This window comes from uncultured Roseobacter sp., assembly GCF_947499265.1.
Taxonomy (GTDB): domain Bacteria; phylum Pseudomonadota; class Alphaproteobacteria; order Rhodobacterales; family Rhodobacteraceae; genus Roseobacter.
The window spans coordinates 173,144-191,043 of the sequence record NZ_CANMNK010000004.1; the positions used below are offsets into that span (position 1 = coordinate 173,144).

Here is a 17,900-nt window from a genome sequence, read left to right on the forward strand (position 1 = left end):
TGCGCCACCGCCTCAGCCGTTCTAGCGTCTCGCCTGATATCCGGGGGGCTTCATGTACAAAGATCGCTATGGCAACGCGCTGACGACCACGTCTCAGGCTGCGGCCGACGCTTATGACCGCGCGCTTGACCGGCTGCTTGCCGGGCGACCGGAAATGGACGCAGGATTTCTCGCCGCGATCGAGGCCGATCCCGGATTCGCCGCCGCATACGCGGGCCTGTCCCGCGCCCGGCAAACGGTTGGTGACATGGCGGGGGCGCAGGCCGCCATCGCCCAGGCACAGACGCTTGCTGGTGGCGTGACTGCGCGCGAAGCCTCGCAAATCCACATGCTGTCCTTGATGATGGGCGGCAAGGGGGCCGAGGCGCTGCAGGCGGTCTATGACCATGTGGACCGTTTCCCGCGGGACGCCGTTGTCGCACAGACCAGCTCCTCGATCTACGGGCTGATCGGGTTTTCCGGCCAGCCCGGGCGCGAAGCGCAGATGCTGGCTTTTCTGTCGCGTCTGATGCCGCATTACGGTGAGGATTGGTGGCTGATGAGCCAATACGCCTTTGCGCTCTGCGAAACGGGGCAGCTGGCGCAGGCGGGTGACATGATCGACCGGTCGCTGGCACTCAACCCCGACAACGCCCATGGCGCGCATGTGCGCAGCCACGTTTCATACGAAGAGGGGGATGTTGACAGCGGGATCGCCTATTTAAAGGCGTGGCTGCCCGGCTATGCCAAGGCGGGTGTGATGCACGGGCATCTCAGCTGGCACCAGGCTCTCTGGATGCTACAGACCGGCGATGTCGCGGGCATGTGGGCACTGCTGGATGATGCCGTGACGCCGGAAGCGGCGATCGGTGGCGCGCCCCTGAGTGTGCTGGTGGATACGGCGTCATTGCTGCATCGAGCGGAATTGGCGGGTATTACCGTGCCGCAGGAGCGGTGGGTGTCCATCAGCGAATTCGCCGCCCGGGCCTTTCCGCGCACGGGCAATGCTTTTGTCGATATGCATGTCGCGGTGTCGCATGCCATGGCCGGTGAGGCCTCGGGCATCTCCCGGATCATCTCGGAGCCCGCAGGTCCCGCTTCGGATCTGGTGCCCAGCATCGCGCAAGGGTTTCAGGACATGGCGCGCCGCGATTGGGCCGCTGCCGCGCGTCATTTCAAGAGTGCGATGGCCGATACCGCGCGCATCGGCGGCAGTCGCGCACAGCGTGATCTGGTGGAGCACAGCCTGCTGGCCTGCCTCATGCGGCAGGGCCTGAGGGTTGAGGCACATGATCTCGCAGCGCTCAGGCGCCCTGTGATTGCAGATGCTTACGCGTCATAGCTAAAGTATGCCCGGCAGGTTCAACTCATTTTCGCGGGCGCAATCGAGCGCCTCGGCATAGCCCGCATCCGCATGCCGCATCACGCCGGTTGCAGGGTCATTCCAAAGCACACGCGCGATCCGTCGGTCCGCATCTTCGGTACCATCGCAGCAGATCACCATGCCGGAATGCTGGCTGAACCCCATGCCGACACCACCGCCGTGGTGCAGCGATACCCAGGTGGCCCCGCTGGCCGTGTTCAGCAGCGCATTCAGCAAGGGCCAATCGCTGACCGCGTCTGAGCCGTCCTTCATCGCCTCGGTCTCGCGGTTGGGCGAGGCGACGGAGCCGGAATCCAGATGGTCCCGCCCAATCACAATCGGGGCGGATAGCTCGCCGCTGCGCACCATCTCGTTGAAGGCCAGCCCCAATTTGTGGCGCACACCCAGACCGACCCAGCAGATTCGCGCGGGAAGCCCCTGAAAGCTGATCCGGTCACGGGCCATATTAAGCCAATTGTGCAGGTGCGGGTCATCGATCAGCTCTTTGACCTTGCGATCAGTCTTGTAGATATCTTCCGGATCGCCCGACAGGGCGCACCAGCGAAACGGCCCAATCCCCCGGCAAAAGAGCGGGCGGATGTAGGCCGGGACGAACCCGGGAAAGGCAAAGGCGTTTTCGAGGCCTTCCTCCAGCGCGACCTGCCGGATGTTATTGCCATAGTCGAGCGTCGGCACATCGGCGTTCCAGAAATCCACCATGGCGGCGACATGCACCTTCATGCTGGCGCGCGCGGCCCGTTCCACGGCCTTGGGGTCGCTCTCGCGCTTGGCCTTCCAGTCGCCAAGGCTCCAGCCCTGCGGCAGGTAGCCGTTGACCGGATCATGCGCGCTGGTCTGATCGGTCACGATGTCGGGCCGTACCCCACGCCGCACCAGTTCCGGGAAAACATCCGCCGCGTTGCCGAGCAGACCCACGGACTTCGCCTCACCTGCCGCTGTCCATTTTTCGATGAGCGTCAGTGCTTCATCCAAAGTCTCAGCTTTCTCGTCTAGATATTTGGTACGCAAGCGAAAATCTATGCTATCCGGGTTGCATTCGACCGCCAGGCAGCAGGCCCCGGCCATGACCGCGGCAAGTGGCTGCGCACCGCCCATGCCGCCCAATCCTGCGGTCAGGATCCAGCGCCCGGTCAGATCGCCGCCATAGTGCTGTCGGCCTGCCTCGACAAAGGTCTCATAGGTGCCCTGCACAATGCCCTGCGAGCCGATGTAGATCCACGATCCCGCCGTCATCTGGCCGTACATCGCCAGACCGCGCTTATCGAGTTCATTGAAGTGGTCCCAATTGGCCCAATGCGGCACCAGGTTGGAATTGGCAATCAGGACGCGCGGGGCGTCCTTGTGGGTCTGAAAAATGCCCACGGGCTTGCCGGACTGCACCAGAAGCGTCTGGTCTTCCTCAAGCGTTTTGAGGCTGGCGACGATATGATCGAAATCCGCCCAGGTGCGTGCGGCGCGTCCAATGCCGCCATAGACCACCAATTCATGCGGGTTCTCCGCCACATCCGGGTGCAAGTTGTTCATCAGCATCCGCATCGGCGCTTCGGTCAGCCAGCTTTTGGCGGTGATCTTCGGCCCTGTGGCCGGGAAAACGTCGCGGATATTCTTGCGCGGATCACTCATGCGGGCCTCCAGTGCTTCAGATAGGTCAATACGTCTTTCAAGATTTCGCGCAGAGGGGCTGCCTTGGCCGCGTCATACTGCCATGGGGCTGCCTCATCGGTCAGGTAGGTGGATTGGGCCAATTCCATCTGGATGGCATGCACGTTGTTTTCCGGACGGCCGAATTTGCGGGTGGTCCAGCCGCCTTTGAAACGCCCATCGACGACAGTGGAGTAATCTGCCGCCTGCTTGCAAACCTGCGTGACCTGCGCCGCGATTTCCGGATCGCAGGACGCGCCCATGTAGGTGCCGATGCTGAAATCGGGCAAGGTGCCTTCGAACAGGTAGGGGATCTTTGACCGGATCGAATGGCAATCGTAGAGCACGGCAAATCCGTGTTTGGCGCGCAGGCGCGCGATTTGCGCGGCGAGGGCGGCATGATAGGGCGCGTGACAGGCAGAGCGCCAGGTGGCCATTTCGACCTTGTTGGGCGGGTCGTCCCAGATGTCTTCCCCGTCGAAACTCGTCAGCGGTACCAAACCTGTGCTGTTTTGCCCCGGGTAGAGGCTGGCGCCGCTGGGGTCGCGGTTCGCATCGCAGACGTAGCGGTGAAAATTCGCGCGCAAGGTTGTCACATCATCAATCAGATCGCTGTACAGCCGATCAACATGCCAGTCGGTATCCGCCAAGCGGCGCCCGATCTCATTCAGCCGCTGCAGGATCGGGTCCGCGATTTCGGTCCCGGCATGCGGGATCGCAAGGATCAGCGGGCTTGACCCAACAGTGACATCAACGGGCATCAGGTCTTGTTCCTTCTTGCAGGCAGGGCAGGTCAAGATCCTGCACCAACGTGCCCGTTGATATCATACGAGCTGCGGTCTCGATATCCCGGGCCAGATAGCGATCCGCTTCGAGGGGGGCGATCTCCGCCCGCAGAAGGTTCATCGCAGTTTGCAGGGCGTGGCTGGTTTTGAGCGGCGCGCGGCATTCGATCCCCTGGGCCGCACAGATGGCTTCGACCCCGAGAATTACATTGAGATTGGTATTCATCTTCTGAAGACGGCGCGCGGCATGTGCGGCCATGCTAACGTGATCCTCCTGATTGGCCGAGGTTGGGGTGCTGTCGGTGGCACAGGGGGTCGCGAGGTGCTTGTTTTCGCTCATCAGTGCCGCGGTCGTCACCTCGGCGATCATCAGCCCGGAATTCAGACCCGGATCAGGTGTCAGGAAAGGCGGTAGATCAAAGCTGAGCGTGGGATCCACCATCAGCGCCACGCGGCGTTGCGCGATGGCCCCGATCTCTGCCAGCGCGACGGCGATCTGATCGGCGGCAAAAGCCACGGGTTCAGCGTGGAAATTCCCGCCCGACACGATTTGACCGCCTGTCGGATGCGACGGATCCACGAGGACCAGCGGGTTGTCCGTCACCGCATTGGCCTCTGTCTCCAGGGTCGCGCCAGCCACGCGCAGCAGGTCCATCGCGGCCCCTGAAACCTGCGGCTGGCAGCGAATGCAATAAGGGTCCTGCACACGGGTGTCACCGTCGCGATGGCTTTCGCGGATCTCTGACCCCTGCATCAACGCGCGCTGCGCACTGGCGGCTTCAATCTGGCCCTGATGCCCGCGCAGCAGGTGAATTTCGGGGACCAAAGGCGCTGTCGATCCCATGATCGCATCGGTGGACAGGGCCGCCGTCAGGATACAGGCGCGGGCGTTCTCCCAGGCGGCGAAAAGACCCACCAAAGCGCAGGCGGTGGAGAATTGCGTGCCGTTGATCAGGGCCAAGCCTTCCTTTGCCCCCAGCGTGACCGGGGACACGCCAGCGGCTTTCAGGGCCGCCGCACCGGGCATCAGATTGCCCTGAAAAACCGCCTCTCCCTCGCCGATCAGCACCGCGGCCATGTGTGCCAGGGGCGCCAGATCGCCAGAGGCCCCCACCGACCCTTGGACCGGTATGACGGGCATCACATCATGGGCGAGCAGGTCCTGAAGGAGCGCGACAGTCTGCCAGCGCACCCCCGATGCACCGCGCCCCAGCGACAGCAGCTTCAGCGCGATCATCAGCCGGGTGGTGTTGGCCTCCAGCGGTTCGCCGACACCGCAGCAATGGGAAAGCACCAGGTTGCGTTGCAGGGCTTGGGTGTCACGGGCCGCGATCTTGATGCTCGCAAGTTTGCCGAACCCGGTGTTGACGCCATAAACGGCGACGTCGCCCTGTGCTGCCCGTTCCACCAGTGCCGCGGCGGCATCAATGCCAGCGCGGGCGCTTGCGGCCAGCGTCACAAGTCCCGTACCCGTCCAAACCGCATGAAGATCGCGCAGCGTGGTCGCGCCGGGCACCAGAATTTGCGTCATGCCCCGGGCCCTTCCAGTTGGCCGCCAAAGACCCGCGCATGCAGCGGGTTGAACCCGATGTGGTAGGCCAGCTCCGCAGGATGCGTGACATCCCAGATCGCCAGATCGGCGTGACACCCAGTGGCAATTTTCCCGGCGTTGCTTTGCCCAAGGGCCTGGGCGGCATGGCAGGTCACGCCCGCGAGCGCCTCCGCCGGGGTCATGCGGAAAAGCGTGCAGGCCATGTTCATCGCAAGCAACAGCGAAGTCATCGGCGACGACCCCGGATTGCAATCGGTGCTGATCGCCATCGGCACCCCCATGGCCCGGAAGGTTTCAACCGGCGGTTTCTGGCGTTCCCGCAGGGTATAGAAGGCGCCGGGCAGGATCACCGCCACCATGTCCGCTGCAGCCATGGCTTTGGCGTCTTTCTCGGTGGCATATTCCAGATGATCCGCCGATAGCGCGCCATGGGCAGCGGCCAAGGCCGTGCCGCCCTGATGAGACAATTGTTCGGCGTGCAGCTTGATGGGCAGATCAAGGGCATGGGCGGCATCGAAGACGCGCGCGATCTGGGTGGTGTCAAAGGCGATGTTTTCGCAAAAGCCATCCACCGCATCCACCAGCCCCTCGGCATGGGCCGCCTGAAGCGTGGGGATACAGACCTCATCAATATAAGCATCCGCATTCTCTGCGTACTCCGGCGGCAGCGCATGCGCGCCCAGAAAGCTGGTGCAAATGCGTATGGGGCGATGTTCGGCAACGGCGCGCGCGGCGCGGAGCATGCGCAACTCGGTCTCCTGATCGAGCCCGTATCCGGATTTGATTTCCAGCAGGGTCACGCCCTCGGCGATCATGGCATCCACGCGGGGCAGGGCTTGTTCAATCAACGCCTCTTCAGAGGTTGCCCGTGTCGCCGTCACGGTCGACATGATGCCACCGCCACCGCGTGCGATGTCTTCGTAGCTTGCGCCTTCGAGCCGCATTTCGAATTCGGTTGCCCGGTTGCCGCCAAAGACAACATGGGTATGGCAATCGATCAGGCCGGGCGTCACCAGGCGCCCGCCCAGATCAATATGATCGCCTTTGTGATATTCCGCTGGCAGGGCGGTGCGGGCCCCGGCCCAAACGATCCGATCCCCCTGCATCACGATGGCGGCATCCGGCAGCGGCGGGGCCGCGCCGGTCATCGCCATGAGGGTGAGATTGGACAGAATCATGCATCAAACCTCTTGCGGAACAGAGTGGCTTTATTATTATGTATGTACATATTTTTCTGTCAAGACGGAGAAGCCGGTGCCGGTGATTTGGTCGAAACATGCGCTGACATCGGAGGGTTGGGCGCGAGACGTCCGCGTCGATGTTGATGACGCGGGGCGCATTACGGATGTCCAGACAGAGCAAATGGCGCAGGGCACGCGCGCTGACATCTTGCTGCCGGCGCCGGTGAATGTGCATAGTCACGCGTTTCAGCGGGCGATGGCCGGGCTTTCCGAGCGGCGGGGCCCCGACCCGTGCGACAGCTTCTGGACCTGGCGACAGCTGATGTTCCGCTTTCTTGATCAACTGACCCCGGATGATGTGGCAGCGATCACGGCTTTTGTGCAGATGGAGATGCTGGAGGCCGGGTTCGGCGCTTCGGTCGAGTTTCACTACCTGCACCATCAGCCGGGCGGCGCACCTTATGACCGCCTGTCCGAGATGTCAGAGCAGATCGTGAGCGCGGCGGAAACAAGCGGTATCGGGCTGACGCTTTTGCCCGTGCACTACCAATACGGTGGCTGTGACAAACGCGGCCTGGGGCCGGGGCAGGTGCGGTTTGGCAATGACCCTGAGCGATTTGCGAAACTGTGGCAGGGGGCGCAGCAGGCCGTAAAAACCCTGTCCAAAGATGCGGCAATAGGTGTCGCACCCCATTCCCTGCGCGCTGTCGCTCGGGAGGATCTGACCACAATTGCCGGGCTTGCGAAAGAGGGCCCGATCCATATGCACCTGGCAGAACAGCAAGCGGAAGTCGAAGAAGTGGAGGCCGCCTGGGGCGCACGCCCAACCGAATGGTTGCTCGACAACATCGACGTAACCGGGCGCTGGTGCCTGATCCATTGCACGCAACTGTCGCCGCGTGAGGTGGTACGGTTGGCGGCAACCGGTGCGGTTGCCGGGCTGTGCCCGATCACCGAAAGCAGCCTTGGCGATGGGATTTTTGACGGGGTGGGCTGGCAGGCCGCAGACGGGGCCATGGCGGTTGGGTCAGACAGCAATATCCGCATCTCCCTGGTCGAGGAACTGCGCACGCTGGAGTATTCGCAACGGTTGCGCGATCACGGCAGAGCGGTATTTGCAACGCAGGCGCAGTCGACCGGTCGGGTCTTGTTCGACGCGGTGGTGTCGGGTGGGGCGCAGGCTGCGGCGCGGGGGCGCGGGGGGCTGCAACCGGGCGCCTGGGCGGATCTGCTGGCGCTCGACGGCGCCGCGCCTGACCTGATGGGGCGCGAGGGGGATACGATCCTCGACAGTTTCATCTTTGCGGGCGACCACCGGATGATCCGCGATGTCTGGTCCGCGGGGCGGCATTTGGTGCAGGACGGAGAACACATTCGCCATCGCGCGATCTGTGACCGCTATGTCAGGACCCTCGCCAAGCTCCGGGATGTGATGTGACAGCGCCCGTCTTCAACAGCTGGCAGGCGGTGCGCGACGAGGTGTTGCGCCGACTGCAAGCGCGGATCTGGCGCCCCGGCGAGATGATCCCGAATGAGGCGGATCTGGCCGATGAACTGGGCTGCGCGCGGGTCACGGTGAACCGGGCCTTGCGGGCGCTCTCTGATGCCGGGCTGTTGGAGCGTCGGCGCAAAGCGGGCACGCGGGTGGCGCTGCACCCCGTCCGGCGCGCGACGCTTGAAATTCCGATGATCCGACGACAGATCGAGCAGGCTGGCCACGCCTATGGTTATCACCTGATTTCGGCTGGGCGGGCGGTGCCAGACGCTGCGCTGCAAACCTATATGCGCGCAAGATCGGATGGGTTTTTGCAGGTCCGTGCGGTGCACCTGCAAGATGGCGTGCCGTTTGTGGCAGAGGATCGCTGGATCAATCTGGAAACGGTGCCGGCTGCGTCCAGCCAGGATTTTTCACAGGTCAGTGCCAATGAATGGCTGTTGCAACACGCGCCGTTCTCGCGTGGCGATATTGCCTTCGCAGCAGAAAACGCTTCCGCCGAAACCGCCGATCTGTTGCAAACGCAGGTCGGCGCGGCCGTTTTCGTGACAGAGCGCACCACGTGGTTTGAAGCGCGCTCCGTCACTTTTGTGCGGTTGAGCTTTGCCCCCGGCTACCGGATGCAGACCGAGATCTGATGGCTCAGGTCTCTTTGCGGTCGTCGACGATGTTCAACTGCGCCATGCCGCTTTGCCCCAGATCGACCGAGGAGAACGGTCCGCCGTGGCACATCTGCCCCGGGTCGGTCACATCTACGGGCCCCGCCTCGGCGAGCACAGTTTGCGCGAATTGCTCGGCGTTGTCTTTGGGCCGGTAGCCCAGAAAGGCGGCTTTGGCATTGTCCACCGGCGCGCGGTCGTTGTTGGACACGCCGTAGATGATGGCAAAGCCCACCGAGGGGGTGTCGATGGCGCGGGTGACCAACTGAATGAGATCATCGTAGCTGAGCCACGATCCCAACGCGCGGGTGTTGCTGACCTGCGCGCAGGAGAGAATGCGCAGATGCACCGATTCCAGCTGGCGCTTTTCCCAATACATGCGGCCCAGATCTTCGGTGAAGCATTTTGCGAGGCCATAGAAGGTGTCGGGGCGATGCGGGACGTCGATGCCGATGCATTCGGATTTGGGGTACATGCCGACCGCGTGGATCGAGGAGGCGTAGACAATCCGTTTCACCCCCGCTTTGTAGCCCGCCTCCCAGATGTTATAGGAGCCAACGAAATTGGGGCCGAGCAGCTCTTCGAAGGGTTTTTCATCGACGATGGCCCCGAAGTGGATCACCATATCCGCGCCCTCGAGGACGGGGGCGATCTGTGCCATATCCGCCAGATCGGCCTGCACATAGGTTTCACCGTCATAGAGCGTGCCGATGTCTTCGGCGATATCCGTGCTGACCAGCGTGTCGCACATCGCCGCCAGCGGTTCACGCAAATACGACCCCAAACGGCCTGCGGCCCCTGTCAAAACCAGTTTCATAGTTGTCCTTCCTTGCCGTCAGATGACGGCCTTTTCCAAGAATTTCTCACCGCGCAGAACCCGGTCCACATAGAAGGGTGCGAGGTCCAGAGTGCGGTATTCACCATAGGCAATCTGTTCCGCCAGCCCGCGCCCCAAAGCCGGTGCTTGCTGTAACCCGTGACCGGAAAACCCGTTGATGAACATGAAGTTGCCGACCTCCGGATGCGGGCCGACAATCGCGTTCTGATCCAGCGTATTGTAGTCGTAATGCCCGACCCACATGTTGATCAGCTTGATCTCTTCGAACTGGGGGATGCGGGTGGCGATGATCGGCCAGAACTTATCTTCCCACAACGCATGATCGGCGTTGAAATCGTCATGTGCCACCGCGGGGTCATCATCCGGCGGCCCGCCCGCAAGATAATAGCGCCCGTCGGTGCGCATGTGTACGCCCGAGGGGTCAATGGTCAGCGGCAGATCACGGTCCAACGGGTGCGCGGCATCGAAGATATAGGTGTAGCGCTTGCGCGGCTCGATCGGAATATCAAGCCCCGCCATCTGCGCGGTCTGCGCCCCGCGTGTGCCGGAGGCGTTGACCACCGTGCCGCAGGCCACATTGCCGCCCGTCTTGAGCGTCACGCCTGCGACGCGATTGCCTGCGCGCGCGATGGCAATGACCTCGTCGGCCACATATTCCACATCGTTTTTTCGCGCCATGCGTTTGAACCAGTCAAACATCGTGCCGCCGTCAAAATACCCCTCGTCGATCAGGTTGTGGTTCGCCCCCAGAATGTCATCGAGCATATAGAAGGGGTAGTCTGCCGCGATCTCCTCCGGGGTCATGAATCTTGTCCCCGCCCCAAGGCCTGCCTGTACCTTCTGGCTATCGCGCAGGGTGTCCGCAAATTCCGGCGTATCGGCCATATACATGTAGCCGTAGCTTTGCAGCACCAGTTCCGGCACGTCCGGGTCGTCGCCCATGAAGCTTTGGAAATTCTTGATGAAGTCCGCCCCGAACTGCGAAATGCCGATGTTGACCTTGTTGGAGAACTGCTGCCGGATGCAGCTATTGGTGTGGCTGGTACCGGCGAATTCATAGCTGGGGTCCTTTTCGACCACCAGAATGCGACCGTCAAACCCGGCCATCTGTGTCAGCCACCATGCGACGCTTGACCCATAGATGGCCCCGCCAATGATGACGACATCATAAGATGAATGCTGCTGTGTCATGATCCCCCCACGTCCGCGTTGCCTCTGGAACACGGGCGATATGGGTTCGTCAAGCTTTGTGAATTCTCATGTTGAAAAGGGCTGGTCCAGCGCGCGTGCCACAAGCTCCAGCCGATCCTGACCATAGAACATGTCGCCGTCCACAAAATAGGTCGGAGAGCCAAAGACACCCAGACGAATGGCGTCGGCCGTATTGGCGTCATGCTGTTGCTGTGTCTCCTCACTGCGGGCCGCATCCAGCAGCGCATGGCCGTCCAGCCCCAGAGAGTTTGCGACGCTAGATATCATCTGCGGATCGGCCTGATCCGCGTCGTCCCGCCAATGCGCCTGCAGCAGCGCGCGCGACAGTGCGTCGACGTCCAGGCCAGCGGATTGCGCGGCAATGATCGCCCCATTCCCCAGAGCCAGCGGGTTGTCGTGATGTTTGGGGCGACGCTTGATCCACGGCAGATCGCGATACTCCGCCCACCGCATGATCTCGCGGCCAAAATAATATGCTTTATGGGCTTTGGAGCGCGCCTTGAACGGTGTGCTGCCCGCGGCCACCATGACCGGATCAAGATCAAACGGGCGGTGAATGACCTTTGCCCCTTTTTCATCGGCAATTTCGGCCAGCCGCCACGCGCCCAGATAGGCAAAGACCGAGTGGCAGGAATAGAAATACTCAATGGTTTTCATCTGATCATCCTTTCTGCGCCAGGTTGCGCGCATCTTTGGCCATCAAGGCGATCACGTCGCGCAACCGGCCGGTGTCTTTTGGGTTTGAGGCGTTGCCGTCCAGCCCCCGGCGCAACACGCCCTGCAAAATGGCAAGCAACCGGAAGTAGGAAAAGACGACATAGAAATTCCAATGCGCGGGCGTCGGGATGTTGCGGCGCGCGCAATAGGCGGCCACATATGCCTCCTCCTCCGGCAGGCCAAGGCCCGCGCGATCCACGCCGCCAAGACCCCGAAAGTGTCCCTTGTGCGGCAATCGCCAGTGCATGCATTGATAGGCAAGGTCGGCCAGCGGGTGCCCCAGCGTGCTCAGCTCCCAATCGAGCAGGGCAACGACCTCCTGGCGCTCCGGGGCGAAGATCATGTTATCGATGCGGAAATCGCCGTGCACGATGCTGCTGGCCCCGTCATCAGCCACCATATGCTCGCCCAGCCAATCCATCAGCCACTCCGCATCCGCGAGCACCTCCGTTGCCGTATCACGATACTGGCCGGACCAGCGCCCGACCTGCCGGGCGAAGTAATTGCCGGGCTTGCCATAGTCCTCCAGCCCGACCGATTTGGGATCGATGCTGTGAAGTGCCGCAAGCACGCTGTTCATCGCATCGTAGATTTGAGCGCGGGTACAGATCTCCAGCTCCGGCAAGGCCGGGTCCCAGAAAATACGCCCCTCCACCATCTGCATGACCATGAACTGCGTGCCCATCGGGCTCTCTTCACCCGAGAGGTGATAGACGCGCGGCACCGGCACGTCGGTGTCGACCAGCGCCTTCATCACCCGGTATTCGCGGTCCACCGCATGGGCGGATTTCAGGAGCTTGCCCGGCGGTTTTGCCCTTAGCACAAAAGCCTGCGCGCCACTTTTGATCAGATAGGTGGGGTTGGACTGCCCGTCAGAAAATTTCTCGATGCTGTCCAGCCGCTCAAACCCTGTCACATGGTCGGCAAGATAGGCTGCAAGCGCGTCTGGGTCGTACCGGTGCATCGCGAAATCCTTCATGGCCCATGGACAAGTCCCGGTGATCTAAGCAAGTCTGCGGCGGCGGGGAAAGTCCCGATCGTGTCAAAGGAGGAGTGCGACGTGGATATGAACTTTGGCATGGCGGAGAAAAACCGCGACCTTCTGGGCCGTGTGGCGGCGATGATCCGCGATGATGTGATGCCGATGGAGGCAGAATACCATGCAGAGATTGGCAAGGGGGATCGCTGGCAATATACCGACCGACAAGCGGAAATTCTCGAAGGGTTGAAGGCCAAGGCCAAGGCGGCGGGGTTGTGGAATTTCTGGCTCACCGACTCCGAAAAGGGATTCGGCCTGACCACCGTTGAATATGCCTATTTCGCCGAAGAAATGGGCAAGACGCCGCTGGGCGCGGAGGTTTTCAACTGCTCGGCACCGGACACCGGCAACATGGAGGTGTTCGAGCGCTACGGGACATCTGCGATGAAAGAGCAGTGGCTGGCGCGGTTGCTGGAAGGTGAGATTCGGTCTGCCTACCTGATGACGGAGCCGGAGGTTGCCTCGTCAGACGCCACCAATATCGCGATGTCCTGTGTGCGGCAGGGCAATGATTATGTCCTGAACGGCGAGAAATACTGGGCCTCTGGCGCCGGCGATCCGCGCTGCAAGGTCTATATCGTGATGGTGCGCACCGGCGACGACGCCGCCGCCAAACACAAGCGCCATTCGATGATCGTGGTGGACGCCGCGACGCCGGGTATTGAGATACTGCGCCCGATGAAGGTCTTTGGCCATGACGACGCGCCCCACGGGCACATGCATATCCGTTTTTCCGACGTGCGCGTGCCTGCGGAGAACATGTTGCTGGGCGAAGGGCGCGGTTTTGAGATTGCACAAGGTCGCCTGGGGCCGGGGCGGATCCACCATTGCATGCGGTCGGTCGGGCAAGCGGAGGCCGCGCTGGAATTGCTGTGCCGCCGGTCTTTGCAGAAAGAGGCCTTTGGCAAGCCGCTGGTGCAGTTGGGTGCGAATTTCGACATCATTGCGGAGGCGCGTATGGAGATCGAACAGGCGCGGCTATTGTGCCTGAAAGCGGCGTGGATGATGGATCAGGGGGACGCCCGCGCGGCAGCGCCCTGGATCAGCCAGATCAAGGTGGTTGCCCCGCGCATGGCGTTGAAGGTGATCGATGAGGCGATGCAGATGCACGGCGGGCAGGGCATCAGCCAGGACACGCCGCTGGCCATGGCCTGGACCTGGCAACGCGCGCTGCGTTTTGCGGATGGGCCCGATGCGGTGCACCGCCGACAGGTCGCGCGCGCGGAGTTGCGAAAGCATACGCAGGAAAAGATCTGAGTTTTTTGACAGTCGTTTTGCGACGGCCCGCTATACCCGCTGGTTTCGGCCATAATATCGCATATTATCAATTTTGTGAATTTTTGATGGAGGCTTTGAAGTCATATAATTGATTAACATCAATTCGTTTAAGCGAGTTCAATCACACGAGATGCCGGTCTACAGCCATTTCGGTCGTTTTTTGAATTGAGCGGCGCCGGTTTCTCTCTCACAGTGCACACATGCGCGCGCCACTCATAGACAATCTGCAATATGCAAATTTTTCACCTCGCATCTTTGAGCAAATGCGCGAGGGCGGCGTCGATGCGGTGCATGTCACGATCGCCTATCATGAGACGTTCCGTGAAATGGTGCTTAATCTGGAGCGTTGGAACCGGTGGTTCGAGGATCATCCCGATTTGATCTTCAAAGGAACAAGAGGGCAGGATGTGCGCAGGGCGCAAGAGACCGGGCGCACCGCGATTTTCTTTGGCTTCCAGAACCCGAGCCCGATTGAGGATGACATTGGGCTGGTGGAAATTTGCCACCAACTGGGCATCCGCTTCATGCAACTGACCTATAACAATCAGTCGCTGCTGGCGACGGGCTGTTACGAGGAGGATGACACCGGCCTGACACGGATGGGCAAGCAGGTGGTGGCCGAGATGAACCGGGTCGGCATGGTCGTCGACATGTCGCATTCCGCGGAGCGTTCCACACTTGAGGCGATTGCGCAGTCGACCCGTCCCATCGCCATCACCCATGCCAACCCGCATTGGTGGCATGCGGCGCTGCGCAACAAATCCGACCGTGTTTTGTCCGCGCTGACGGAGGCCGGAGGGATGCTGGGCTTTTCGATGTATCCGCATCATCTGGCGGGCGGCGGTGCCTGCACGCTGGAAAGCTTCTGTGGTATGATTGCGGAGGCCGCGGAGCGGTACGGCGCGCGCAATCTGGGTCTTGGATCGGACCTCTGTCAGGATCAGCCCGATAGCGTCGTGGAATGGATGCGGGTGGGGCGGTGGTCAAAAACCATAGACTACGGCGAGGGATCAGCCGCAAACGCGGGCTTCCCACCGATGCCAGACTGGTTTGAGGACAACAGGGATTTTGGCAATATACGCAAAGGGTTGCTGGATCAGGGTATGACCACGGAGGAGGTAGACGGGATCATGGGCGGCAACTGGCACCGTTTCTACACAGAAAGCTTCGGTCCGCTATGAAGGATCTGTCTGCCCCGCCACAAGCGCCGCTGCGCTCGCCCGGTCAGGTGATGCGCCTGTCGCGGATGGGGTCGATGTTTCCCACGCGCCTGTCCTTTCTGCGCACGCTGACGCGGTTTCTGGCAGCTGAAAACGCCCAGGTAACGCGGCATGTCTGGCAGATGTGTCCCGAGGGCTACGGTCACGCGGTATATTGCGTGACCCTTGGCGGATACACCTATTCGCTCGTTGCGGTGTCAACGCAGCTCGCCCCCGAAGAGCGCACCGACCGGGTGATCGCCACCGCCTGGGACACCGCCTATGTGCTCTATGACGGCGTGCCCGATGCGGATGAAATTGCGCGGATTTGCAGCGCTGCCCCAAAACAGGAGGCGGCCCGTTTTACCGAGCGTGATCTGGTGCTCAGCCGCGCTAATAAGTCGGTCAGGTTGTTTGCGCATGTTGTGGAGCGTTTGCGCGCTGGCCAGCAGCCGGATGCCGCAATGGTGCGCCAGATCGGATACCTGATGCGCACCACGGCCGTTTACGGCAACGGCAAGTTTGGCATCGCCGATCGCGTGGTCATTGAAACGCGCCCCGGTCTTTCCGGGCCTTTCATGGCCGAAATGCTGACCGTCTGGCTGATCCGCCACTTTACGCATGACTTGGTGGAGCATGTGGGCCAGGGCACGCTCGACCGCAGGCTCAAACGACACCTGGGCATCGGCAATTCCACCGGGCTGGGCATGGCGCCCTTTCTGGTGACGCATCCGGTTTTGCTGAACAACTGGATGCTGGCACGGGAAACGGCATTGGCGCGGGTGCGGGCGGTGCCGAGGTTGGATTCTGCATCCGTGCAGCGGTTGCACGATTTGGCGACCCGTGCGGCGCAGCATCTGAGCCAATGGCAGGTGCCTGACACCCGGCATCAGCAGCGCATCGACGACCTGCGGCGGGATTGGGCGCGGGTTCTTGCTTGGCTGACGCCAGAAAACATGATGGCCGATCACGCGATAGAGGCCCTGCTGAGTTGGTCATCGGACCAGACCGAAGATGTGCAGGAATTGATTGTAGCACTTGTGATTGAACTCTTCCCGGACCTGGTGGACGGATTGACGGACTGTATGGCTGATCCTATCGGGCCGATGGCGGCGCTGCCCAGGGATACAAATGCGCTGCGCGACGCCATTGAGGCGCATTTCGTTTGGGCGCTTCAGCTGGACTATGCCGCGACGGATCAATGTCAGCAATTCTGGTATGTGAGTTCGGCGAAACAGGAACCCCGGCTGGGCAACCGTTTCGCCGAAGCGGGTGCGGAATTGGAAAGCCCGCTGGATATCGCGCGTCGGATCAGAGCGCTATACGATGATCTGCCGTCGGAACCCGTTGGCATTTGCGCGTTTTTGGAGCGTCACCCCGAGCATTTTCTGGCGGTGTCGCGCGCGGGTCTTGCAGGTCACTACCCCTATGCGGAAATCCGCGACAATCTGATCGCAGAAAACTGTCTGCCCATTGATATGCTGCGGTGCAAGCTGTCGTTTTTCGGGGCCTCCAAGTTTGACCCGAAGTCGGATCGCTGGACGCGGATTACCCTGTGCCAAGGGGCGCCTTTGGCGGATGAGTTGGACGCGCGCGCAGACGATTGGTGGTTGCCGGTTTTTGGCCCATGAGCTGGTCGCGTGCGGAAATCCTGGCCCTGGCCACAAAAGCCGCGCGCGGGGCAGCGGCGCCACCGGGGCAGGCCGCTCAATTTGGCCAAGCCGCTGCGCAACATCTGGGTCGGGGACGGTCGGCGGATGATCTGCTGCGCGCGTTGGAGCAGCTGCCCTCAGGACCGATCCTGCAGATACCGGTTGAGATCAGCCGGGTCATGATCTCCGCAGAGGGACAGCAGAGCATCGATGCCAGTGTCGAAGTTGGAGCCTATGCGGCGCTTTTCGAAAGCTATCTGGAAAGCTTGCCGTGCAAGACCACGATTACTGCGCGAACGCCTGAGACCTTTCATGTTGTGCTAGAATCGGCCGTTCCGGCACCGGGTGTCTCGTTGGACCGGATCACCGGCTGCGACCTTGCGATTGAGAAGATGACGACCCTGGCGGCGCGCACTTTTGTCCCGGAGAGCGAGGCCTCGCGTCTTGCTGGCGCGGGTGCCGGTCTCACGGACAATGACTAAGTAAGTCGAATTGACCCTCGCAGGATCTTACGCGCCCGCGAACGGATCCGTCTCATAAACCACATGCGCGAGGTAGAGGCCCTGGGGCGGGCAAACCGGGCCGCAGGCCGCGCGGTCCCGGGCTGCCAACGCAAGCACCACCTGGTCGGGGTCCCAAGATCCCGCGCCCACCCGTTCCAGCGTGCCGACGAAGCTGCGGACCTGATTGTGCAGGAAAGATCGCGCGCGCACATCGAAATGCACCTCGCGCCCGTGCGGTGTGTCGACAGCCGTCACCTCCAGCCGGTTCAGTGTCTTCACCGGGCTGTCGGCCTGACAGATGGTTGAACGGAAGGTCGTGAAGTCATGGCGTCCGACCAAATGACGTGCCGCGGCCTGCATCGCATCGACATCAAGGTCGTGTTTGACCTGCCAGACCAGCCCCTCCTGATGCGTCGCGGGCGCGCGGCGGGTCAGGATGCGGAACTGGTACTGACGCTCCTGCGCTGAAAACCTTGCATGCCAGTCTTCCGTTACCTCCGCGCAGTCGATGATTGCAACAGGCGCAGGTTTGAGATGGTAGTTGAGCGCCTCGGACAAACGAAACGGAGTCCAGGTCGCAGCCATATCGCAATGAGCGACCTGACCCAGCGCGTGAACCCCAGCATCCGTCCGCCCGGCGGCGGCAATCGTATGCGCGCGCGGCTCCAGCCGGGCCAGAGCGGCCTCGATGGATCCCTGAACCGTCACCTGGTCTTTCTGGCGTTGCCAGCCGGCAAAGGGGGCGCCGTGATATTCGATTTTCAGTGCATAGCGGGGCATGGCGCT

16 protein-coding genes are annotated in these 17,900 nt (G+C 61.7%); 7 read left to right on the top strand and 9 right to left on the bottom strand.

Features of this window, described 5'->3' with window-relative positions; genetic code table 11:
• The first annotated feature begins 52 nt into the window (after nucleotides 1-52).
• Complete coding sequence (locus tag Q1A63_RS11780; RefSeq protein ID WP_298972087.1) at nucleotides 53-1,321, top strand: tetratricopeptide repeat protein; 1,269 nt, start codon at nucleotides 53-55, stop codon at nucleotides 1,319-1,321.
• Here Q1A63_RS11780 and hutU read toward each other — a convergent pair whose 3' ends face one another.
• Genes hutU through hutI form a run of 4 tightly spaced genes read right to left on the bottom strand, consistent with a single transcriptional unit; the run spans nucleotide 1,322 to nucleotide 6,519 of the window.
• Nucleotides 1,322-2,986, bottom strand: coding sequence for a urocanate hydratase (gene hutU / locus Q1A63_RS11785; protein ID WP_299631675.1), 1,665 nt, complete (start codon nucleotides 2,984-2,986; stop codon nucleotides 1,322-1,324). It lies immediately after the preceding gene.
• Entirely contained in the window at nucleotides 2,983-3,765 is a 783-nt protein-coding gene (hutG, locus tag Q1A63_RS11790; RefSeq protein ID WP_298972092.1) for an N-formylglutamate deformylase, read from the bottom strand. The genes hutU and hutG overlap by 4 nt, the downstream gene beginning before the upstream one ends.
• Complete coding sequence (hutH, locus tag Q1A63_RS11795; protein WP_298972095.1) at nucleotides 3,755-5,320, bottom strand: histidine ammonia-lyase; 1,566 nt, start codon at nucleotides 5,318-5,320, stop codon at nucleotides 3,755-3,757. Before hutH ends, hutG begins: the two co-directional genes overlap by 11 nt.
• Nucleotides 5,317-6,519, bottom strand: coding sequence for an imidazolonepropionase (gene hutI, locus Q1A63_RS11800; protein WP_298972097.1), 1,203 nt, complete (start codon nucleotides 6,517-6,519; stop codon nucleotides 5,317-5,319). Before hutI ends, hutH begins: the two co-directional genes overlap by 4 nt.
• Nucleotides 6,520-6,595: 76 nt before the next feature.
• Here hutI and Q1A63_RS11805 point away from each other — a divergent pair, with 76 nt between their 5' ends.
• Together Q1A63_RS11805 and Q1A63_RS11810 are read left to right on the top strand one after the other, a co-directional pair.
• A complete protein-coding gene (locus Q1A63_RS11805; RefSeq protein ID WP_298972099.1) occupies nucleotides 6,596-7,960 on the top strand; it encodes a formimidoylglutamate deiminase in 1,365 nt (454 codons plus the stop codon).
• On the top strand, nucleotides 7,957-8,655 hold the full coding sequence (locus Q1A63_RS11810) for a GntR family transcriptional regulator (protein ID WP_298972102.1): 699 nt from the start codon (nucleotides 7,957-7,959) through the stop codon (nucleotides 8,653-8,655). Before Q1A63_RS11805 ends, Q1A63_RS11810 begins: the two co-directional genes overlap by 4 nt.
• A gap of 4 nt (nucleotides 8,656-8,659) precedes the next feature.
• Here Q1A63_RS11810 and Q1A63_RS11815 read toward each other — a convergent pair whose 3' ends face one another.
• The 4 genes from Q1A63_RS11815 to Q1A63_RS11830 form a co-directional block, all read right to left on the bottom strand.
• Nucleotides 8,660-9,493, bottom strand: coding sequence for an NAD(P)-dependent oxidoreductase (locus Q1A63_RS11815; RefSeq protein WP_298972104.1), 834 nt, complete (start codon nucleotides 9,491-9,493; stop codon nucleotides 8,660-8,662).
• 18 nt (nucleotides 9,494-9,511) lie between these two features.
• A complete protein-coding gene (locus Q1A63_RS11820; RefSeq protein WP_298972106.1) occupies nucleotides 9,512-10,705 on the bottom strand; it encodes an FAD-binding oxidoreductase in 1,194 nt (397 codons plus the stop codon).
• A gap of 66 nt (nucleotides 10,706-10,771) precedes the next feature.
• Nucleotides 10,772-11,383 (bottom strand): 2-hydroxychromene-2-carboxylate isomerase, encoded by a 612-nt coding sequence (locus Q1A63_RS11825; RefSeq protein ID WP_298972108.1) that lies wholly within the window; start codon nucleotides 11,381-11,383, stop codon nucleotides 10,772-10,774.
• 4 nt (nucleotides 11,384-11,387) lie between these two features.
• Nucleotides 11,388-12,422, bottom strand: coding sequence for a phosphotransferase (locus Q1A63_RS11830; RefSeq protein WP_299631680.1), 1,035 nt, complete (start codon nucleotides 12,420-12,422; stop codon nucleotides 11,388-11,390).
• An 81-nt stretch (nucleotides 12,423-12,503) separates the two neighbouring features.
• On the opposite strand from Q1A63_RS11830, the gene Q1A63_RS11835 reads away from it, so the two are divergent.
• The 4 genes from Q1A63_RS11835 (at nucleotide 12,504) to Q1A63_RS11850 (ending at nucleotide 17,093) form a co-directional block, all read left to right on the top strand.
• Nucleotides 12,504-13,739 (top strand): acyl-CoA dehydrogenase family protein, encoded by a 1,236-nt coding sequence (locus Q1A63_RS11835; protein ID WP_299631682.1) that lies wholly within the window; start codon nucleotides 12,504-12,506, stop codon nucleotides 13,737-13,739.
• A gap of 221 nt (nucleotides 13,740-13,960) precedes the next feature.
• On the top strand, nucleotides 13,961-14,941 hold the full coding sequence (locus Q1A63_RS11840) for a membrane dipeptidase (RefSeq protein ID WP_299631684.1): 981 nt from the start codon (nucleotides 13,961-13,963) through the stop codon (nucleotides 14,939-14,941).
• Nucleotides 14,938-16,590 carry a hypothetical protein gene (locus Q1A63_RS11845; protein ID WP_298972118.1) on the top strand — a complete coding sequence of 551 codons (1,653 nt, stop codon included), beginning with the start codon at nucleotides 14,938-14,940 and terminating at the stop codon, nucleotides 16,588-16,590. The genes Q1A63_RS11840 and Q1A63_RS11845 overlap by 4 nt, the downstream gene beginning before the upstream one ends.
• On the top strand, nucleotides 16,587-17,093 hold the full coding sequence (locus Q1A63_RS11850) for a hypothetical protein (protein WP_298972119.1): 507 nt from the start codon (nucleotides 16,587-16,589) through the stop codon (nucleotides 17,091-17,093). The genes Q1A63_RS11845 and Q1A63_RS11850 overlap by 4 nt, the downstream gene beginning before the upstream one ends.
• 27 nt (nucleotides 17,094-17,120) lie before the next feature.
• Here Q1A63_RS11850 and truA read toward each other — a convergent pair whose 3' ends face one another.
• A complete protein-coding gene (gene truA, locus Q1A63_RS11855; RefSeq protein ID WP_298972120.1) occupies nucleotides 17,121-17,894 on the bottom strand; it encodes a tRNA pseudouridine(38-40) synthase TruA in 774 nt (257 codons plus the stop codon).
• Between the last annotated feature and the right edge of the window lie 6 nt (nucleotides 17,895-17,900).